At 46.2% G+C, this 17,787-nt stretch carries 26 protein-coding genes; 24 read left to right on the forward strand and 2 right to left on the reverse strand.

The features are described 5' to 3' along the window. The first annotated feature begins 20 nt into the window (after nt 1-20). The 22 genes from rpsE to ABU165_RS22855 all read left to right on the forward strand — a co-directional run bounded on the left by rpsE (nt 21) and on the right by ABU165_RS22855 (nt 14,928). Nucleotides 21-521 (forward strand): 30S ribosomal protein S5, encoded by a 501-nt coding sequence (gene rpsE / locus ABU165_RS22750; protein ID WP_009791312.1) that lies wholly within the window; start codon nt 21-23, stop codon nt 519-521. 13 nt (nt 522-534) lie between these two features. After that, nucleotides 535-717, forward strand: a complete 183-nt coding sequence (rpmD, locus tag ABU165_RS22755) for a 50S ribosomal protein L30 (RefSeq protein ID WP_009791311.1) — start codon at nt 535-537, stop codon at nt 715-717. Nucleotides 718-747: 30 nt separating this feature from the next. Next, nucleotides 748-1,188 (forward strand): 50S ribosomal protein L15, encoded by a 441-nt coding sequence (rplO, locus tag ABU165_RS22760; RefSeq protein WP_022543220.1) that lies wholly within the window; start codon nt 748-750, stop codon nt 1,186-1,188. Next, entirely contained in the window at nt 1,188-2,483 is a 1,296-nt protein-coding gene (gene secY, locus ABU165_RS22765) for a preprotein translocase subunit SecY (protein ID WP_009791309.1), read from the forward strand. The genes rplO and secY overlap by 1 nt, the downstream gene beginning before the upstream one ends. A gap of 59 nt (nt 2,484-2,542) precedes the next feature. Then, a complete protein-coding gene (locus tag ABU165_RS22770) occupies nt 2,543-3,193 on the forward strand; it encodes an adenylate kinase (protein ID WP_094769453.1) in 651 nt (216 codons plus the stop codon). After that, nucleotides 3,193-3,939: a type I methionyl aminopeptidase gene (gene map / locus ABU165_RS22775; RefSeq protein ID WP_009791307.1), complete on the forward strand. Its 747-nt coding sequence runs from the start codon at nt 3,193-3,195 to the stop codon at nt 3,937-3,939. Before ABU165_RS22770 ends, map begins: the two co-directional genes overlap by 1 nt. An 11-nt stretch (nt 3,940-3,950) precedes the next feature. Then, nucleotides 3,951-4,238 carry a KOW domain-containing RNA-binding protein gene (locus ABU165_RS22780; RefSeq protein WP_224952345.1) on the forward strand — a complete coding sequence of 96 codons (288 nt, stop codon included), beginning with the start codon at nt 3,951-3,953 and terminating at the stop codon, nt 4,236-4,238. Nucleotides 4,239-4,288: 50 nt separating this feature from the next. Then, entirely contained in the window at nt 4,289-4,507 is a 219-nt protein-coding gene (infA, locus tag ABU165_RS22785) for a translation initiation factor IF-1 (protein WP_009791305.1), read from the forward strand. 37 nt (nt 4,508-4,544) lie between these two features. Next, complete coding sequence (gene rpmJ / locus ABU165_RS22790) at nt 4,545-4,658, forward strand: 50S ribosomal protein L36 (protein ID WP_000868344.1); 114 nt, start codon at nt 4,545-4,547, stop codon at nt 4,656-4,658. Nucleotides 4,659-4,679: 21 nt separating this feature from the next. Further along, on the forward strand, nt 4,680-5,045 hold the full coding sequence (rpsM, locus tag ABU165_RS22795; protein ID WP_009791304.1) for a 30S ribosomal protein S13: 366 nt from the start codon (nt 4,680-4,682) through the stop codon (nt 5,043-5,045). Between the two features lie 22 nt (nt 5,046-5,067). After that, nucleotides 5,068-5,457, forward strand: a complete 390-nt coding sequence (gene rpsK, locus ABU165_RS22800) for a 30S ribosomal protein S11 (RefSeq protein ID WP_009791303.1) — start codon at nt 5,068-5,070, stop codon at nt 5,455-5,457. A 171-nt stretch (nt 5,458-5,628) separates the two neighbouring features. After that, a complete protein-coding gene (locus tag ABU165_RS22805; RefSeq protein ID WP_009791301.1) occupies nt 5,629-6,573 on the forward strand; it encodes a DNA-directed RNA polymerase subunit alpha in 945 nt (314 codons plus the stop codon). A 65-nt stretch (nt 6,574-6,638) separates the two neighbouring features. Then, the gene (gene rplQ / locus ABU165_RS22810) at nt 6,639-7,001 is read left to right on the forward strand and encodes a 50S ribosomal protein L17 (RefSeq protein WP_009791300.1); all 363 of its coding nucleotides are present in this window, start codon (nt 6,639-6,641) and stop codon (nt 6,999-7,001) included. A 586-nt stretch (nt 7,002-7,587) separates the two neighbouring features. Next, a complete protein-coding gene (locus tag ABU165_RS22815) occupies nt 7,588-8,427 on the forward strand; it encodes an energy-coupling factor ABC transporter ATP-binding protein (protein WP_009791297.1) in 840 nt (279 codons plus the stop codon). Then, a complete protein-coding gene (locus ABU165_RS22820; RefSeq protein ID WP_009791296.1) occupies nt 8,403-9,272 on the forward strand; it encodes an energy-coupling factor ABC transporter ATP-binding protein in 870 nt (289 codons plus the stop codon). The genes ABU165_RS22815 and ABU165_RS22820 overlap by 25 nt, the downstream gene beginning before the upstream one ends. Next, nucleotides 9,269-10,066: an energy-coupling factor transporter transmembrane component T family protein gene (locus ABU165_RS22825; RefSeq protein WP_318061024.1), complete on the forward strand. Its 798-nt coding sequence runs from the start codon at nt 9,269-9,271 to the stop codon at nt 10,064-10,066. Before ABU165_RS22820 ends, ABU165_RS22825 begins: the two co-directional genes overlap by 4 nt. A gap of 12 nt (nt 10,067-10,078) precedes the next feature. Further along, complete coding sequence (truA, locus tag ABU165_RS22830) at nt 10,079-10,816, forward strand: tRNA pseudouridine(38-40) synthase TruA (RefSeq protein ID WP_009791294.1); 738 nt, start codon at nt 10,079-10,081, stop codon at nt 10,814-10,816. Between the two features lie 193 nt (nt 10,817-11,009). After that, nucleotides 11,010-11,444: a 50S ribosomal protein L13 gene (gene rplM / locus ABU165_RS22835; RefSeq protein WP_009791293.1), complete on the forward strand. Its 435-nt coding sequence runs from the start codon at nt 11,010-11,012 to the stop codon at nt 11,442-11,444. A gap of 22 nt (nt 11,445-11,466) precedes the next feature. Then, on the forward strand, nt 11,467-11,859 hold the full coding sequence (rpsI, locus tag ABU165_RS22840) for a 30S ribosomal protein S9 (protein ID WP_009791292.1): 393 nt from the start codon (nt 11,467-11,469) through the stop codon (nt 11,857-11,859). Between the two features lie 189 nt (nt 11,860-12,048). Beyond that, on the forward strand, nt 12,049-12,492 hold the full coding sequence (locus tag ABU165_RS22845; RefSeq protein WP_094769457.1) for a YbaK family protein: 444 nt from the start codon (nt 12,049-12,051) through the stop codon (nt 12,490-12,492). A 77-nt stretch (nt 12,493-12,569) separates the two neighbouring features. Continuing rightward, complete coding sequence (gene cwlD, locus ABU165_RS22850; protein WP_101552830.1) at nt 12,570-13,289, forward strand: N-acetylmuramoyl-L-alanine amidase CwlD; 720 nt, start codon at nt 12,570-12,572, stop codon at nt 13,287-13,289. Between the two features lie 592 nt (nt 13,290-13,881). Next, nucleotides 13,882-14,928: a P-loop NTPase gene (locus ABU165_RS22855; protein ID WP_318061025.1), complete on the forward strand. Its 1,047-nt coding sequence runs from the start codon at nt 13,882-13,884 to the stop codon at nt 14,926-14,928. Between the two features lie 54 nt (nt 14,929-14,982). On the opposite strand, the gene gerD is transcribed toward ABU165_RS22855, so the two are convergent. Continuing rightward, nucleotides 14,983-15,615, reverse strand: a complete 633-nt coding sequence (gene gerD, locus ABU165_RS22860; RefSeq protein ID WP_318061026.1) for a spore germination lipoprotein GerD — start codon at nt 15,613-15,615, stop codon at nt 14,983-14,985. A 151-nt stretch (nt 15,616-15,766) separates the two neighbouring features. Between gerD and ABU165_RS22865 the strand changes: the two genes are divergently transcribed. After that, nucleotides 15,767-16,393 (forward strand): KinB-signaling pathway activation protein, encoded by a 627-nt coding sequence (locus ABU165_RS22865; RefSeq protein ID WP_022543223.1) that lies wholly within the window; start codon nt 15,767-15,769, stop codon nt 16,391-16,393. Nucleotides 16,394-16,447: 54 nt separating this feature from the next. Here the strand turns inward: ABU165_RS22865 and pdaB are convergent, their stop codons facing one another. Then, nucleotides 16,448-17,200, reverse strand: coding sequence for a polysaccharide deacetylase family sporulation protein PdaB (gene pdaB, locus ABU165_RS22870; protein ID WP_094769459.1), 753 nt, complete (start codon nt 17,198-17,200; stop codon nt 16,448-16,450). 168 nt (nt 17,201-17,368) lie between these two features. Between pdaB and ABU165_RS22875 the strand changes: the two genes are divergently transcribed. Beyond that, nucleotides 17,369-17,593: a hypothetical protein gene (locus ABU165_RS22875; RefSeq protein ID WP_009791285.1), complete on the forward strand. Its 225-nt coding sequence runs from the start codon at nt 17,369-17,371 to the stop codon at nt 17,591-17,593. The last annotated feature ends 194 nt before the right edge of the window (nt 17,594-17,787 follow it).

Here is a 17,787-nt window from a genome sequence, read left to right on the forward strand (position 1 = left end):
AGAAGGAGGGACACATAAAGATGCTTCGTATTGACCCAAACAAACTTGAACTTGAAGAACGCGTAGTTACAATCAATCGTGTAGCGAAAGTTGTTAAAGGTGGACGTCGCTTCCGTTTTACTGCTCTTGTAGTAGTAGGCGATAAGAACGGACATGTAGGCTTTGGAACTGGTAAAGCCCAGGAAGTTCCGGATGCGATCCGCAAAGCAATTGAAGATGCTAAGAAAAACCTTATCGAAGTACCTATGGTTGGAACAACTATTCCACACCAAATCATCGGTCATTTCGGTGCTGGCGAAATCCTTTTGAAGCCTGCTTCTGAAGGTACTGGAGTTATCGCTGGTGGTCCGGTTCGTGCGGTTCTTGAATTGGCTGGTGTAGCTGATATCCTGTCTAAGTCATTAGGCACAAACACACCAATCAACATGGTTCGCGCAACTCTTGAAGGACTAAATAACTTAAAACGTGCTGAAGACGTAGCTAAGTTACGCGGTAAATCAGTAGAAGAACTGTTAGGATAAGGAGGGAAATCAAATGGCGAATAAACTAGAAGTTACCCTCACTCGCAGCGTGATTGGTCGTCCTCAAGACCAGCGCGAAACAGTTAAAGCTCTAGGATTACGTAAGATGAACCAAACAGTTGAGCACCAGGATAATGCTGCTATCCGCGGCATGATCAACAAGGTTGCTCACCTTGTAAAGGTCTCTGAGAAATAAGTTCGATTTTTTCAATAAGGAGGTGCCAAAATGAAACTTCATGAATTAAAACCTGCAGAGGGTTCTCGTCAAGAACGCAAGCGCAAAGGTCGCGGTATCGGTTCAGGCAATGGTAAAACTGCTGGTAAAGGTCATAAAGGTCAAAACGCACGTTCAGGCGGCGGTGTACGTCTTGGTTTCGAAGGTGGTCAAACACCTTTATTCCGACGCTTGCCTAAGCGCGGTTTCACAAACATCAACCGCAAAGAATATGCAGTTGTTAACCTTGATGCACTTAACCGTTTTGAAGACGGAACAGAAGTTACACCAGAACTTCTTATCGAAACAGGAGTCGTAAGCAACGAAAAAGCAGGAGTGAAAGTTCTTGCTAAAGGCAAAGTAGAGAAAAAGCTTACTGTTAAAGCTCATAAATTCTCCTCTGCTGCAAAGGAAGCTATTGAAGCTGCCGGCGGTCAAACAGAGGTGATCTAATGTTTCAGACAATCTCCAATTTTATGCGCGTGGGTGATATAAGACGAAAGATCCTATTCACCCTTTTAATGCTGATCATATTCCGCATCGGTACATTCATTCCTGTACCGCATGTGAATGCTGATCTGTTAAAAGCACAGGATGACTTGAGTGTATTTGGAATCCTGAATACATTCGGCGGAGGAGCGCTTCTCAACTTCTCTATCCTTGCAATGGGAATCATGCCGTATATTACGGCTTCGATCATCATTCAGCTATTGCAGATGGACGTAGTCCCGAAGTTTACTGAATGGTCAAAGCAAGGGGAAGTGGGACGCCGTAAGCTGGCTCAATTCACCCGTTACTTTACAATCGTGCTTGGTTTCATCCAGGCGCTGGGTATGTCCTACGGCTTTAATAACATGGCTGGCGGCATGCTGATTGAAAATCCGGGCATCGGAACTTACCTTCTGATTGCCACTGTACTGACAGCAGGAACAGCCTTCTTAATGTGGCTTGGAGAGCAGATCACATCTAAAGGTGTCGGAAACGGCATTTCCATCATCATATTTGCTGGTATCGTAGCGGCCATACCTTCCACGGTCAACCAGATTTACGCCCAGAAAATTGAAGATGCAGGTGAGCAGCTTTTCCTTAGCATTGTTACAGTTGTCCTGATCCTGGTTGCAGTCATTGCGATCATTGTTGGAACGATCTTCATCCAGCAGGCATTAAGGAAAATTCCGATCCAATACGCTAAGCGTATGGCCACAGGAGGCAATCCTGCGGGCGGACAATCAACTCATTTGCCTTTAAAGGTGAATGCTGCCGGAGTTATTCCAGTCATCTTTGCAGTCTCGTTCATCGTAACGCCAAGAACGATTGCTTCTTTCTTCGAGCAGAATGATGTGACGATGTGGATTCAAAGAGTGTTCGACTATACCCACCCAATTGGTATGATCGTGTATAGTGCATTGATCATTGCCTTTACGTATTTCTATGCTTTTATCCAGGTTAATCCGGAGCAGGTTGCCGACAACTTGAAAAAGCAAGGCGGCTATATCCCGGGTATACGCCCAGGTAAAAACACTCAGGAATATCTGACTCGTGTCTTATATCGTTTGACATTTGTCGGTGCGCTTTTCTTGACTGCCATTGCGATCCTTCCGGTTTTCTTCATCAATTTCGCCGGACTGCCGCAATCAGCCCAGATTGGCGGAACAAGCCTTCTGATTGTTGTGGGTGTTGCGCTCGAAACAATGAAGCAGCTTGAAGCCCAAATGGTTAAGCGTCACTATAAAGGTTTCATAAAATAATTCGGTTTTGGGAACTTTTAGTTCCCATTAACCTTATTAGAGACTGAGGGGGAAATCTTGTGAATTTAGTATTGATGGGGCTCCCAGGTGCCGGCAAAGGTACGCAAGCCGAGAAAATTGTCGAGAAGTACGGCATCCCTCATATCTCAACAGGAGATATGTTTCGTGCAGCTATAAAAGAAGGCACGGAACTAGGTTTAGAAGCTAAATCTTTCATGGATAAAGGCGAGCTTGTCCCTGACCAGGTGACAATCGGCATAGTCCGCGAAAGGTTAAGCAAGGAAGATTGCAATAAAGGCTTTTTGCTTGATGGCTTCCCAAGAACGGTTGCCCAGGCTGATGCCCTTGAAGACATTCTTTCAGAACTGGATAAAAAGATTGATTATGTCATCAACATTGATGTTGACCAAAGCATTTTAATGGAGCGCCTGACTGGCAGACGCATCTGCAAGAACTGCGGGGCAACTTACCACTTGGTATTCAATCCCCCGGCAAAGGCAGACGAATGCGACCGGTGCGGCGGCGAACTTTATCAGCGTGCTGATGATAACGCCGAAACTGTTAAAAACAGACTTGATGTCAACATTAAGCAGACTAAGCCTCTTCTTGATTTCTATGAAACAAAAGGGTATCTGCGCAATATTGATGGGCAGCAGGAAATTTCCAAGGTGTTCACTGATCTTGATGCGCTCCTCGGAGGCCTGCGTTAATGATCATCTGCAAAACACCGCGTGAAATTGAAATCATGCGTGAAGCCGGGCGTATTGTTGCCCTTACTCACCAGGAGCTGCAGAAGCATGTTGCACCGGGCATTACAACCGGAGAGCTGGATACAATTGCCGAGGCGTTTATACGTAAACATGATGCAATTCCATCTTTTAAAGGTTATAATGGTTTCCGTGGCAGCATCTGTGCATCTGTGAACAATGAACTTGTGCACGGGATTCCCGGGGATCGGGTGCTTAACGAAGGCGACATTATCAGCATCGATATAGGTGCTGAATATAATGGCTACCATGGCGATTCCGCCTGGACCTACCCTGTAGGCACTGTTGACAGACAAGTCCGGCAGCTGCTGGATGTCACAGAGCAGTCATTGTATGAAGGGCTTAAAGAGTCAAAGCCGGATGTACGTTTATCGAACATCTCTCATGCGATTCAGACGTATGCGGAAGCAAACGGTTTTTCCATTGTGCGTGAGTATGTTGGCCACGGAATCGGGCAAGACTTACATGAGGAACCGCAAATCCCTCACTACGGTCCGCCTAATAAAGGGCCGGTGCTTAAGCCGGGGATGGTACTGTGCATCGAGCCGATGGTCAATGCCGGAAGCAGGTATGTAAGAACCTTGGCTGATGACTGGACAGTCGTTACAGTGGACGGCAGCATGTGTGCGCATTTTGAACATACCATTGCCATTACTGAAACAGGCTATGAAATCCTCACTAAAGCTTGATGTGCAGGTGATTGCATAGGCTCATTCTGAAAATGGTCTGCGGCCCTGACAAGATCAATTTGATCTCTGGTCAAATTGTTTTGATTAAAAATGGGCGGGATGACGGCGAATATGATATAATTATAAGGTTGATAGATGGAAGGTTTGTCTCTATAGCCGAAGGGGCCAGACGAAAGTCAGGCAATCCGCTGCTGAAGAGCGTCCGGCATCTGGAGCTGACTGATTATGTTTCTCCGGAAATCGAGTGCAGCATAAATGAAACCGGCCGTGCAATGAAGGGAAAATTACGTTTTGCGTAAGCAGCGTATGAATAGGTGAGATTCTGAAAAGAAGAAGGGAGACATGTTCGATGGCGAAAGACGATGTAATCGAAATAGAAGGCACAGTTATTGAAACTTTGCCAAATGCTATGTTTAAGGTAGAATTGGAAAACGGTCATACTGTTTTGGCTCATGTTTCCGGCAAGATCCGCATGCACTTCATCCGCATCCTGCCAGGAGATAAAGTAACAGTTGAGCTTTCACCATATGACTTGACTCGCGGAAGAATCACTTACCGCTTCAAATAGACTGATTGCACTCCGTAATATCAAGGAGGTTAGGATAATGAAAGTAAGACCATCAGTTAAGCCGATCTGCGAAAAGTGCAAAGTTATCCGCAGACGTGGTAAAGTTATGGTTATCTGTGAAAACCCTAAGCATAAACAAAAACAAGGCTAATAACAAGGAGGTGCGCATAGAATGGCACGTATTGCTGGTGTAGATATTCCACGTGAAAAACGTGTAGTAATCTCATTGACTTACATTTATGGTATCGGTAAAAATACTGCTCAAAAGGTTTTGGCTGAAGCTGGTGTTTCTGAAGACACTCGCGTTCGCGACCTTACAGAAGATGAGCTTAACAAAATCCGTGAAGTAATCGACAGACTCAAAGTTGAAGGTGACCTTCGCCGTGAAGTTTCACTCAACATCAAGCGTCTTATGGAAATCGGTTCTTACCGCGGTCTTCGTCACCGTCGTGGCCTTCCTGTACGCGGACAGAACACTAAGAACAATGCCCGTACACGTAAAGGTCCTCGTAAGACTGTAGCTAACAAGAAGAAATAATCGGTAAAGGAGGTAATATACAATGGCTCGTAAAACTAATACACGCAAACGCCGTGTTAAAAAGAATATTGAAAGTGGTATCGCCCACATCCGTTCAACATTCAATAACACTATCGTAACAATCACAGACGTTCATGGTAACGCTCTTTCTTGGTCAAGTGCTGGAGCTCTTGGATTCAGAGGTTCTCGTAAATCTACTCCATTTGCTGCTCAAATGGCTGCTGAAACTGCAGCGAAGACATCTATGGAACATGGTATGAAAACTCTTGAAGTTACTGTTAAAGGACCTGGTGCAGGACGTGAAGCTGCCATTCGTGCCCTTCAGGCTGCTGGTCTAGAAGTAACGGCTATCAGAGATGTTACTCCGGTTCCTCATAACGGATGCCGCCCGCCAAAACGTCGCCGCGTATAATTTTTTCTGTATAGAATTTGTATCCTTGTCTATAATGGGTTATGATACAATTTTCCGTTATACAGAAACTTTATTCCAGTTGTTGTGCACAAACGGGAACGTATACATGGGGGAATTTCGGCAGGCAGAAGCTAGCCGGGGTTTCGACGTTTTGAAGGAGGGTATATTTTGATGATCGAAATAGAAAAACCAAAAATCGAAACGGTTGAGATCAGCGATGATGCCAAGTATGGAAAGTTCGTCGTAGAGCCGCTTGAGCGTGGGTATGGTACTACTTTGGGTAACTCCTTACGTCGTATCCTTTTATCCTCACTCCCTGGTGCCGCTGTCACATCTATTCAAATTGATGGGGTACTTCATGAGTTCTCAACAATTGAAGGCGTCGTAGAAGATGTAACATCTGTAATCTTAAATATTAAAAAACTGGCTCTTAAAATCTATTCTGATGATGAAAAGACGCTGGAAATTGATATTCAAGGTGAAGGTGCGGTTACTGCAGCTGACGTAACGCATGACAGTGATGTCGAGATCCTCAATCCGGATCTTCATATTGCTACCCTTGGGTCCAATGGGCACTTGCGCATGCGCTTGACTGCCAAAAGAGGACGCGGTTATACACCAGCTGATCAAAACAAGCGAGAAGATCAACCAATCGGTGTCATTCCTATCGATTCCATCTACACTCCAGTATCGCGTATTTCCTACCAGGTAGAAAATACACGCGTCGGGCAAATGACTAACTATGATAAGTTAACATTCGATGTTTGGACTGATGGAAGCACTGGTCCACAAGATGCGGTTGCTCTTGGAGCGAAGATTTTAACTGAGCATTTGAATATCTTTGTCGGCCTTACTGACGAAGCGCAAAATGCTGAAATCATGGTTGAGAAAGAAGAGGACCAAAAGGAAAAAGTTCTTGAAATGACCATTGAAGAACTCGATCTTTCAGTCCGTTCATATAACTGCTTAAAGCGCGCAGGCATCAATACTGTTCAGGAATTGGCCAACAAGACCGAAGAGGATATGATGAAAGTCCGCAACCTTGGCAGAAAATCTCTTGAAGAGGTAAAACATAAATTAGAAGAGCTGGGATTAGGCTTACGCAAGGATGACTGATCTTAGGATCTATCACTCTTAGGTCTATCACCGACTGATCACTTCAACAAAGGAGGGAAACTTTCATGGGATACAGAAAGTTAGGACGCACTAGTGCTCAACGTAAAGCTATGCTACGTGACTTAGCTACAGACTTAATCATCAGTGAGCGCATCGAAACAACTGAAGCTCGTGCGAAAGAGCTGCGTTCAGTTGTTGAGAAAATGATCACTTTAGGCAAGCGCGGAGACCTGCATGCTCGCCGTCAAGCAGCTGCATTCATTCGCAATGAGGTAGCTAATGCTGAGACAAACCAAGATGCAGTACAAAAGTTATTCAGCGACATCGCAACTCGTTATGAAGAGCGCCAAGGTGGATACACTCGAATCATGAAGCTTGGGCCTCGTCGTGGAGACGGAGCACCAATGGTTATCATCGAGTTAGTATAATTGCTGCAGCAGACAACAAGGGCGCTGGACAGTTTATCATGAACTTGTTCTTTGCCCTTTTTCTGTAAAAGGCTTATCTTCCATTTTCTTCATAAGCCTTATATTCAAGCCAAACAAGAGCGTTACGATGAGCAAGATTCCGCTGCGCCTGAATCTCGGGCCTCTCAGTGCAAGTTCCATACTGACGGATGCAGTATAGGCATCCCGGACTTGTCTCGTCTAGCTCATGCACCTCTTCCGGAACTGTTTTATGCGCACAGAATGTAAATATTCTGCAGCCGGAATGAGGTGCAGGCTTTTTTATAAGTTTCAGGTTTTTTGGCAGAGAGCACAGATTAGAGAGGCAGCTAAAGCGATTATTGAGCTTTGATGCAATTAACGACACAAGCGCATATGTGCCGGCAGCCATCTGACTTCAGCTAATAATTCAATGTCTTCTGCAAATCAGGCTCGCCAAAAGGCGAGTTATTTTTATTTCCGGGAGATAATGATGTAATGCCTCATCCCACTTTAAAATGACAGGCGCTGAAGCAGTGAAGTCAAGGCTGTTTATGCAGCTGCAAGAAGAGCAGAGAGGAGGATCCCTATGTCAAATCCACTTGTTCAATTAGAAAACATTTCTTTTCAATATGATGCCGGCAGCCAGTATGCCTTAAGAAACGTTTCCTTTAACATACAGGAAGGGGAATGGCTTGCCATTGTCGGCCACAACGGATCAGGCAAGTCTACATTGGCCAAGCTCTTAAATGGGCTGCAGTATGCCCAGGAAGGCAGGATCCTGGTGAAGGGGACTGAACTGACAGAAGAGACCGTCTGGGACGTCAGAAGGGCTGTAGGGATGGTGTTCCAGAATCCCGATAACCAGTTTGTCGGAACAACGGTGCAGGATGATGTGGCTTTTGGTTTAGAAAACAATGGAGTCCCGCAGGAAGAGATGAAAGAAAGAGTGAGTTCCTCATTAGAGATGGTCAATATGGGCCAATTTCTAGATCAAGAGCCGCACCATCTTTCAGGCGGCCAGAAACAAAGAGTCGCCATTGCAGGGGTTATCGCCCTGCGGCCGTCGCTGATCATACTGGATGAAGCTACAAGCATGCTGGACCCCCGCGGAAGAGAAGAGGTCCTGCAGACGGTAAGAGAGTTAAAGAGCGAGCACAGGATGACGGTTATCTCCATCACCCATGATCTTGAAGAAGCGGCCAAGGCAGATCGGATCATCGTCATGAACCAGGGGCAATTATACAGGGAAGGCACACCGGAGGAAATTTTCCAGATGGATGAGGAGCTTGTAAAGCTCGGCCTGGACATTCCATTCCCGGTAAAAATGAGCAAGGCACTGCGTGAAAAAGGGCTGGCCATCCCAAAATTTTATTTAACAGAAGAAGAGTTGGTGGAAAAGCTATGGACATCTTACTCCAAAATGTAGAGCATAGATACCAGATAAACACACCATTTGAGCGGCTGGCCATCCAGGATGTATCAATTGATATCCCATCAGGCACATATCTCGCCCTAATCGGCCATACCGGTTCAGGCAAGTCTACTGTCCTTCAGCATTTGAATGCCCTGTTAAAGCCGACAAAAGGCAGTGTCAAAATAGGGGACAGGGAAATTACTGCAGGGAAAAAGGAGAAAAACCTAAAGGCGGTCCGCCAAAAGGTCGGGATTGTCTTTCAGTTCCCAGAGCACCAGCTTTTCGAAGAAACAGTCGAAAAGGATATCTGCTTCGGCCCGATGAATTTTGGCGTCAGTGAGGCCGAGGCTAAGGAAAGGGCAAGAAAGGCAATCATTCAGGTCGGCTTGACCGAGTCGGTTCTTGAGAAGTCTCCTTTTGATCTATCCGGTGGCCAAATGCGGAGAGTGGCCATTGCCGGTGTGCTTGCCATGAACCCTGATGTAATCGTTTTGGATGAACCGACAGCTGGCCTGGACCCGCGCGGGCGGAAAGAGATCATGGAGATGTTCTATTCGCTCCATAAGGAAAGAGGCCTTTCCACTATCCTGGTGACCCACAGCATGGAGGACGCTGCCGCCTACGCCGATCAGATTGTGATCATGCATAAAGGCGAGGTATACAGAAAAGGCGTTCCGGTAGAAATCTTTGCGGATCCGGCAGGACTTCTTGAGCTCGGCCTGGATGTACCGGAGGTTGTAAAATTTCAGCAGAAGTTCGAGAAGGCATTCGGATTGAAGCTCGGAATGACCTGCCTGACGATGGAGCAGCTGACAGATGCGATAGCAGGCGCAGTGAAGCGGGGTGAGGCCAAATGATGGAGAAAATGATTTTTGGCCGCTATGTGCCTGCCGACTCCGTCCTTCACCGGATGGATCCCCGTGCGAAGCTTGCCATTATCTTTTTATTTGTTTGTGTCGTTTTTTTAGCCAATAATATCCTGACTTATGCCATTCTCACTGTCTACACGCTGATGATGGTCCGTTCATCCAGGGTCCCTGCGAGGTTCATTTATATGGGGCTGCGGCCGGTGCTGTGGCTTGTGCTTTTCACCCTGCTGCTGCATGTATTCATGACAAAGGGCGGAGAGGTCATCCTCGACCTTGGATGGCTGAAAATTTATGAAGAAGGCCTGAAGCAGGGTCTGTTCATCTCTATGCGCTTTTTCCTGCTGATCATGATGACGTCGCTATTAACCCTGACAACGACCCCCATTGAAATTACCGATGGGCTGGAAAGCCTGCTGGGTCCTTTGAACAAGGTGAAGTTCCCTGTCCATGAGCTGGCTCTGATGATGTCGATTTCGCTTCGCTTCATCCCGACCCTCATGCAGGAAACAGATAAGATCATGAAGGCGCAGACTGCCAGGGGAGTCGATTTTTCAGGCGGACCGATCAAGGACCGTGTAAAGTCGATCATTCCGCTGCTGATCCCTTTATTCGTCAGCTCGTTCAAACGCGCTGAGGAGCTCGCCACCGCTATGGAGGCAAGAGGCTACCGCGGAGGGGAAGGCAGAACGAAATACCGGCAGCTGAACTGGAGCACAAGGGACACCATTATGCTGCTCCTGCTCCTGGCAGTTGCGGCACTGCTTGCTGTATTCCGCACATAATGGGGTGTAAAAATGCAAAGATTCAAATGCAAGATTGCCTATGACGGCTCACAGTTCTCCGGATACCAGGTGCAGCCGGGAAAGCGGACTGTGCAGCTTGAAGTGGAAAGGGCACTGGCCAAAATCCATAAAGGAAACCCGGTGAAGATTTTTGCCTCAGGCAGGACAGACGCCGGGGTGCATGCGAGAGGGCAGGTCATCCACTTTGACTCGCCGCTCGCCATTCCTGAGGACAGATGGGTGACAGCCCTGAACTCCCTCTTGCCGAAGGACATCGCTGTGGAGAGCACTGAGAAGGCCGCTGAAGGCTTTCATGCCCGCTTTGATGCATGCGGGAAAGAATACCGCTACTTTATTTACAGAGGGAAAATTCGAAGCCCGTTTGAGCGGCACTATAGCTATCACTATCCTCACCCCCTTGATATCCGAGCGATGAGGGAAGCTGCGGAACATCTTCTCGGCACCCATGACTTCTCAAGCTTCTGCGCCTCCAGGACAGATGTGGAGGACAAAGTAAGGGAAATCCGGAAGGTTCATGTCGAGGAGGCAGGGGAGATGCTGGAGCTCCATTTTACGGGCAGCGGCTTCTTATATAATATGGTCCGCATCCTGACCGGCACGCTCCTCGAAGCAGGAGCAGGAACGAGAGATCCGGGGAGCTTCCCGGAAGTCATTTCAGGCAGGGACAGGAGCCTGGCTGGCAAGACAGCTCCTGCCGAGGGGTTGTATCTATGGAAGGTATTCTATTAAAGGGAAAAAGGAAAAAATTATTTTTTTCAAAACAACTAAACCTGGCGTAACATTCCCTTGACATTGTACTATATAGGATATATCATAATATGGTATGTATTTTAACCCCACAAATAAGCCCCGGAACTTATCTGTGTGATAATATACGAAATCAAAGAACATGAATATGATTGATTATTTAGGAGGGAAACCCATGCGTACGTTTATGGCTAACGCAAACAATATCGAGCGTAAATGGTATGTTGTTGACGCTGAAGGCAAGACTCTAGGTCGCCTTGCAAGTGAAGTAGCAGCAGTCCTGCGCGGCAAAAATAAACCAACTTTCACACCGCACGTTGACACTGGTGACAATGTGATCATCATCAACGCTGAGAAAATCGAACTGACTGGTAAGAAGCTTACTGACAAGATCTATTACCGTCACACAATGCACCCAGGCGGTCTTAAAACAAGAACTGCTCTTGAGATGCGTACAAACTACCCTGTGAAAATGCTTGAGCTTGCTATCAAAGGCATGCTTCCAAAGAATTCACTTGGCCGTCAAATGTTCAAAAAATTACACGTATATGCTGGCAGCGAACATCCGCACCAAGCACAACAACCTGAAGTTTACGAACTTCGTGGATAATTTTTAAAGGGAGGTTATTATCTTGGCACAAGTTCAATATATCGGTACTGGTCGTCGTAAAAGCTCCGTTGCCCGTGTTCGTTTAGTTCCTGGCGATGGCAAAATCATCATCAATGGTCGTGAGATCGAAAGCTACATCCCATTCGCAGCTTTGCGTGAAGTAGTTAAGCAGCCGCTTGTTGCTACTGAAACACTAAACAGCTACGATATCCTGGTAAACGTTAATGGCGGTGGATACACTGGCCAAGCTGGCGCAATCCGTCACGGCATCGCTCGTGCATTGCTTCAAGCTGATCCAGAATTCCGTCCAACATTAAAGCGCGCTGGACTATTGACTCGTGACGCACGTATGAAAGAGCGTAAGAAATACGGTCTTAAAGGTGCTCGTCGTGCTCCTCAGTTCTCAAAGCGTTAATCATTACTCTATCAAAGGCTCCCAGGCTTACGTCTGGGGGTCTTTTTTGCTGTCTTTGCAAAGAGTCACCAATAGCTTTTGAAAAATGGGTGGCCTTCATCCGCTTTATTCTCTGTCAAAATTGCCAGTGCTTTCTTGAATGACACCCATTGGGCGGATGAAGACTATCTTTAAGGGGTGAAGAAAGCTGTGAGTGTGATTACAACCTTTACAGATAAACAGCGTGAAAAGCAGATCAAATATGAAAAAACGGTCCTAAAGGACATTTCGATAAAATCTCTGAAGGAAAGTGTGAAAGTGCATTTTGGAAGTATAAGGTTTACGTCGGGGCTCCTGATGAATACAGGAGTGGAGGAGGCCTGTTATGATGTCGCAATCGAAGCCTACCTCCTTGGGGCCCATTTCAGCCGGTTCGGCTATTATGGAGAAGGCGTTGAACAGGTCCTCGAAAGATGCAGGAGCGAGGAAAAGCATTTTGTTGATACGCTCTATAATTTCCTTCTTTACTGGGGGAGCGGTGAAGAAGCGGCTGCGAACGAGTCACTGGCTGGCACCTGTGAGCATTATGTGCGCCATTGGTGGATGGAGGGCTTTCAAAAGGGCCAGCGGCGCCATAAGCTGAGACTTCATTGATCTCTTTAAAAATGTTCTAACCCCTTCCCTTGTCCCATATATATGAATGAGGACAAGCGGAGGGATGGGTTAGGACGATGAAGCGAAAATTGCAGATGGCTGCTTTTGCGGCCGGACTTATAATCTTATTTTTAATCTTTCGATACGATTTTCTCGAAAATAACTCCTGGAAGTCATGGAATTTGCCGCTCACAGGCGAAATCATCCTTCTGGATCCAGGACATGGCGGACCAGATGGCGGAGCCGGAGATTCAGATGCTTTAGAAAAGGATATCGCATTGAACGTCTCATTAAAGATCAGGGACTACCTGCAAGAGCAGGGAGCGCTTGTCATTATGACCAGGGAGGATGACCGTGACCTGGCTCCGGAGGGTACAAAGGGATACAGCAGGAGGAAGGTGGAGGACCTTAAGCAGCGGCTTAAGATGATTAATGAATCCGAGGCCGACTTTTTCCTGAGCATCCACCTGAATTCCATTCCATCTGCCCGCTGGAGCGGTGCACAGACCTTCTATGCCCCGCAGATTAAGGAAAATGCTGAAGCAGCCAAATTCATTCAGGATGAGCTGCGCAGAAACCTGGAGAACACAGAAAGAAGAGCCAAGCCGATCAGCCATGTGTATATCATGAAATACGCTAAAAAGCCTGGCGCACTGGTCGAAATCGGCTTCCTCTCCAATCCGGGAGAAAAAGCCAGGCTAAAAACAGATGACTACCAGGAAAAAGTGGCAGCCTCTATCTATAATGGAGTATTGCGCTATTTTACGAATGAAGAAGAGCTGGTGGAGCCAGAATAAAGGGGCATCCTGTGGGATGCTCTTTTTTTATAGAGAAAAATGAGACTGCGGAGGGTGTTGTTACTTTAACAGGCTGGCCAGGAGAGTTATGGGAGTTGGTGGTCGTGTACCGATAGGGGGGATTGCATGACAGGCATGTGCCGGGCTAGGTATAAGAAGGTGGCTAGTCGATGCAAGAGAGGGCTGGTGAGAGCAGGCTTATGTATAGAATGGGTCTCAACGATGCATGAGGGGCATGGCGAGCATTTGTGATGTATTGAATGTGCAAGGCAGGCTGCGTTCTATAGAAAATCCTCCACCCTGCTCCAACTCCTTGCCCCTCGAGTCATAAGCCAAGAAAGAATCTGAGGCAAAGGGCAGCCTCATCTCCTTTCTCGTCTTACGCTTGTCGGGTCAGAACAGTCGCCTCCACATTTCGAATTGTCCAGCTCCGGCTCCTTGTTCCTCGAGTCATAAGAAAGAATCAAAGGCAAAGGGCGGCCTTTGCTTCTTTCCCGTCTTATGCTTGTTGGAACAGAACAGTCGCCTCCGCTTTTCGGGCTATGTTATACTATACTAAGTTTAAAACGACTTAAAGGGCAGGTGCATATAGATGTTGACAGAGCAAAGAGTGAGGGAGCTTTTGGGTGATGTGAAGGAACCGTTCATACATAAAACACTGGGTGAACTGAATGCGATCCAGGAAGTTAGTGTGAAGCCAGAGAAGAATCACGTGAGTGTAAAGATTGCTGTTGCGAAAACAGGGACAGCGGAACAGCTTCAGCTGCAGACGCAGATTGTGGAATTGCTTAAGAAGAATGGTGCAGACTCTGTGGGCCTTCGCTTTAGCGAGCTGCCTGCGGAGGAATTGGCCAAGCACCGTTCTCCGGAAAAAGTAGATAAAGGGCTTTTATCAGAAGACAGCAAAACCAAATTTATTGCGATCGCCAGCGGTAAAGGCGGTGTCGGAAAGTCCACTGTGTCAGTCAACCTTGCTGTATCATTGGCGCGCCTCGGGAAAAAGGTCGGACTGGTCGATGCAGATATCTATGGGTTCAGTGTTCCTGATATGATGGGCATCACAAAGCGCCCGGTTGTCAGGGAAGGGCGGATCATCCCGGTTGAACGCTTTGGGGTGAAAGTCATATCCATGGGCTTTTTTGTTGAAGATAATGCACCAATCATCTGGAGGGGGCCGATGCTTGGCAAAATGCTGAACAGCTTCTTCAATGAAGTGGATTGGGGCGAGCTGGATTATCTGCTGCTTGACCTTCCTCCTGGAACAGGGGATGTGGCGCTGGATCTTCATACGATGCTTCCTTCCTGCAAAGAGATCATCGTCACCACTCCGCATCCGACAGCAGCTTTTGTTGCTGCGCGCGCAGGTGCAATGGCGTTGAGAACCGAGCATGAAATTGTCGGTGTAATTGAAAACATGGCCTTCTTCGAAAGTAAGCTGACTGGCGAGAAAGAATATGTCTTTGGCCACGGCGGCGGGGATAAGCTTGCTGATGAGCTAAGAACAAATGTTTTAGGGCAGCTGCCTTTGGCGCAGCCGGACTGGAATGATGCAGACTTTGCGCCATCCATTTATGATAAAGATCACAGGCTTGGTAAAATTTATACAGACATTGCGGAAAAAGTCATTCAATCAGTATAAAAAAGTGCCTCAGGCGAATCTTCGCCTGAGGCATTTTTACAATGAGATAGAGGATCAGGAACCTCCTCCGCTGTCCCCGCCTTCTCCGCCGCCTCCGCCGCTTTCACCGGATCCGCCGCCTTCGCTTTCTTTGCCGCCGCTCTTCACTTCTTCTGTAGCCTTGATGATCATATCCTGTATCTTGGCTTTGTATATAGGGCTTTCGAAAGTCTCAGTCATCACCTTCTGGAGATGCTCCCTGTATTCGTTGCTTTTTAAAATGGTTGTGACTTCTTTCTCTAATTCAGGATCTTTCAGGACTTCCACCATCATTTTTCGATATTCGGGATCTTTCATCAGATCTTTTAAAAGCTTTTCATTTTCTTTTTCCATACTTTTTGCCATGCTTTCGGCAAATTTAGGATCCTCAAAAGATTTTTTCCAGAATTCAGTCCCTTTATCAGATGTTAAGGTCCTCTCAATCGTATCGGAAACCATTGCCTGGTCCATTATAAGCTGCTGTTTTAGCTTTTCGTCTCCCATCAATTCCTGCAGCGCCTTCTTGCCATCATCGGTCTTTAATATATCGACAATCATTTTCTTTGTCTGATCATAGTCCATTTGGCCGCTGCCTGATTCGGCAGCCTGGCCGCAGCCCGAAACGGCAAGGAGGAGGATAAGTGGGAGGAGCCGGAATATTTTGTACATGATTGAAAGCTCCTTTCAGGATTGTCCCTAACCTTAGAATGGTGATTTGGGGCAAATATTATTCGTTTGGCGAGTAATGCCTAGATTTTTCATACTTTGGTTGGTACAATCATATAGGTGAATGACTATCGCTATGGAGGCTTAATATATAATGACCAGCCGTAATTGGGTAAGGTTGTTTTTGTCCACTCTGCTTTTGGGTGCAATTGCAACCGGTATCACAGGATTTATTGTCAGGTGGGAAGAATATCAGCCGTTATTTGCTGATTTTGAAGTTCTTGAAATCATCTCTGTATTATTTTGGCTAGCAGGAGTAGGCTTGATTTTCAGCATCTTGAGCCAAATGGGCTTTTTCGCATATTTAACCGTACACCGGTTTGGATTAGGTATTTTCAGGTCTTTATGGAATGGCGTACAGGTTGTCCTTATATTATTCGCCTTATTCGACCTTGTATACTTAAGATACAGCAACTTTGCTGAAAACGGGGAAAGCTATGGACCTTATATTGCCCTGGCGCTAATCGTATTGGCAGCGGGGCTGGCGGCAGCATTCCTAAAGGCAAGGCAGACAAACAAAGGGGCATTCATCCCTGCACTGTTCTTCATGGTGGTGGTAACCAGTGTGGAGTGGACACCTGCACTGAGGGTAAATGAAGAAAGCTGGGTATATCTCATGCTTTTCCCTCTGCTTATCTGCAATGCCTATCAGCTTTTGATCCTGCATAAGCTGAATGAAAGCTCAATGAAAAAGAGGGAAGCCATCAAGGCTGCAAAATGATCCGGACATACAAAAAGGCGGGCCGCTGACTACAGGCCCGTCTTTTTTGCTGTATTATTTTATCTCATTTGATTTCGTGCTTGCGTTTGCCATCATTTCAGATACTGAAACCAGTTTTAGGCCTTTGTCTTTATAATTGCCTATAATGGCAGGGAGAGCTTTGGCCGTTTGTTTGGCCGAATCGGAGGCATGCAGGAGAATGATATCTCCTTTCCCAGCCTTGGCAGCATTTTCTGCAATCCTCTCAACGCCCGGATTAGTCCAATCTTTTGAGTCGATGCTCCAGTGTACAACCGTATAGCCCATCTTTTCTGCCACATTCAGTGTCTTTTGATCAAAATGGCCTGTTGGCGCCCTTACCAGCTTAATATCCTTTACATTCAGCTTCTTGAAAGCTTCCTGCCCTTTGGCAAGGTCCTGGCGGATTTTGCTTTCTTCCAGATCTGTATAATCCTTATAATCATAGCCAAGCATTCCAATCTCATACCCTTCTTTAACAATGCGTGCAACCAGCTCCGGATGCCTCTCCGCCCAAGAACCGGATAAGAAGAAAGTTGCAGCCTTGACGTTTTGCTTCTTCAGAACATCGAGTATGGGTTCGGCTTTTTCATCACCCCAGCCTATGTTAAATGTCAGGGCAGCATCCTTCTCTCCTTTGTAAATCGCCTTTGGTCCATCATTTGCCGAGAAAACTGGCATGTGAATAATATTCTCCATATACAAAAACCAGGCAGTAAAGAAGGAGGCAATAATGATAAGCAGCCCCTGTTTAATGGCCTTTCCGTTTACCACATAAAAAAAGTTCATCCAATCACCTCGTCCACAAAGAATCCTTGTCTTATTTTTATGAACACAAAAAGCAAATATGACTTAAATGATTTTTCCGCCAAAATTTTGATTTATTTTCTGTTCGTTTCATAAAAAACAGGGTAATGGAAAATACTACAAAAACCTTAAAAGACAAGGAGCGATACAATGCTAGGAATGCTGATCAATGAAAGGGAATTGAAAGAGATGGAATACTTGATTAAAAGAGAGATGGATGAGATTCTCTTTGATCTGAAAGATGAACGGATTGACCATATAGTGAAAAGAGCAATGGGGGAAAGGTATAAGATTTTGTTTTCCCTGTTTAAGCGGATCGCCCCTGAGAATGAGTGCATTAAATATATGCCTGCGCCGCAGCTGAAGGAACTTTAATTTTTTTTGGATATATTGTTGACTTCTTAATATTATCTTGGTATATTAATAAGCGTCGCTGATGACGCAAAACAAACTTAAGAAAAGTTGTTGACAAGTTATCTGCGCTGTGTTAAATTAATAAAGTCGCTCCTGAGCGGCAGAGGTTGTTCTTTGAAAACTGAACGAACAAAAACGTCAACGTTAATCTTAAT

This window comes from Cytobacillus sp. T106 (assembly GCF_040492155.1).
GTDB lineage: Bacteria > Bacillota > Bacilli > Bacillales > Cytobacillaceae > Bacillus_AB > Bacillus_AB infantis.

What these genes read in the sequence shown, in the direction of transcription:
- truA (WP_009791294.1), top strand. Translation starts at nt 10,079, where the DNA reads ATGCAAAGATTCAAATGCAAGATTGCCTATGACGGCTCACAGTTCTCC.
- ABU165_RS22875 (WP_009791285.1), top strand. Translation starts at nt 17,369, where the DNA reads ATGCTAGGAATGCTGATCAATGAAAGGGAATTGAAAGAGATGGAATAC.
- infA (WP_009791305.1), top strand. Translation starts at nt 4,289, where the DNA reads ATGGCGAAAGACGATGTAATCGAAATAGAAGGCACAGTTATTGAAACT.
- gerD (WP_318061026.1), bottom strand. Translation starts at nt 15,615, where the DNA reads ATGTACAAAATATTCCGGCTCCTCCCACTTATCCTCCTCCTTGCCGTT.
- pdaB (WP_094769459.1), bottom strand. Translation starts at nt 17,200, where the DNA reads ATGAACTTTTTTTATGTGGTAAACGGAAAGGCCATTAAACAGGGGCTG.
- cwlD (WP_101552830.1), top strand. Translation starts at nt 12,570, where the DNA reads ATGAAGCGAAAATTGCAGATGGCTGCTTTTGCGGCCGGACTTATAATC.
- rpmJ (WP_000868344.1), top strand. Translation starts at nt 4,545, where the DNA reads ATGAAAGTAAGACCATCAGTTAAGCCGATCTGCGAAAAGTGCAAAGTT.
- ABU165_RS22825 (WP_318061024.1), top strand. Translation starts at nt 9,269, where the DNA reads ATGATGGAGAAAATGATTTTTGGCCGCTATGTGCCTGCCGACTCCGTC.
- rpsK (WP_009791303.1), top strand. Translation starts at nt 5,068, where the DNA reads ATGGCTCGTAAAACTAATACACGCAAACGCCGTGTTAAAAAGAATATT.
- rpmD (WP_009791311.1), top strand. Translation starts at nt 535, where the DNA reads ATGGCGAATAAACTAGAAGTTACCCTCACTCGCAGCGTGATTGGTCGT.
- secY (WP_009791309.1), top strand. Translation starts at nt 1,188, where the DNA reads ATGTTTCAGACAATCTCCAATTTTATGCGCGTGGGTGATATAAGACGA.
- ABU165_RS22805 (WP_009791301.1), top strand. Translation starts at nt 5,629, where the DNA reads ATGATCGAAATAGAAAAACCAAAAATCGAAACGGTTGAGATCAGCGAT.
- rpsM (WP_009791304.1), top strand. Translation starts at nt 4,680, where the DNA reads ATGGCACGTATTGCTGGTGTAGATATTCCACGTGAAAAACGTGTAGTA.
- ABU165_RS22855 (WP_318061025.1), top strand. Translation starts at nt 13,882, where the DNA reads ATGTTGACAGAGCAAAGAGTGAGGGAGCTTTTGGGTGATGTGAAGGAA.
- rplQ (WP_009791300.1), top strand. Translation starts at nt 6,639, where the DNA reads ATGGGATACAGAAAGTTAGGACGCACTAGTGCTCAACGTAAAGCTATG.
- ABU165_RS22865 (WP_022543223.1), top strand. Translation starts at nt 15,767, where the DNA reads ATGACCAGCCGTAATTGGGTAAGGTTGTTTTTGTCCACTCTGCTTTTG.
- rpsE (WP_009791312.1), top strand. Translation starts at nt 21, where the DNA reads ATGCTTCGTATTGACCCAAACAAACTTGAACTTGAAGAACGCGTAGTT.
- ABU165_RS22820 (WP_009791296.1), top strand. Translation starts at nt 8,403, where the DNA reads ATGGACATCTTACTCCAAAATGTAGAGCATAGATACCAGATAAACACA.
- ABU165_RS22815 (WP_009791297.1), top strand. Translation starts at nt 7,588, where the DNA reads ATGTCAAATCCACTTGTTCAATTAGAAAACATTTCTTTTCAATATGAT.
- rplM (WP_009791293.1), top strand. Translation starts at nt 11,010, where the DNA reads ATGCGTACGTTTATGGCTAACGCAAACAATATCGAGCGTAAATGGTAT.
- map (WP_009791307.1), top strand. Translation starts at nt 3,193, where the DNA reads ATGATCATCTGCAAAACACCGCGTGAAATTGAAATCATGCGTGAAGCC.
- rplO (WP_022543220.1), top strand. Translation starts at nt 748, where the DNA reads ATGAAACTTCATGAATTAAAACCTGCAGAGGGTTCTCGTCAAGAACGC.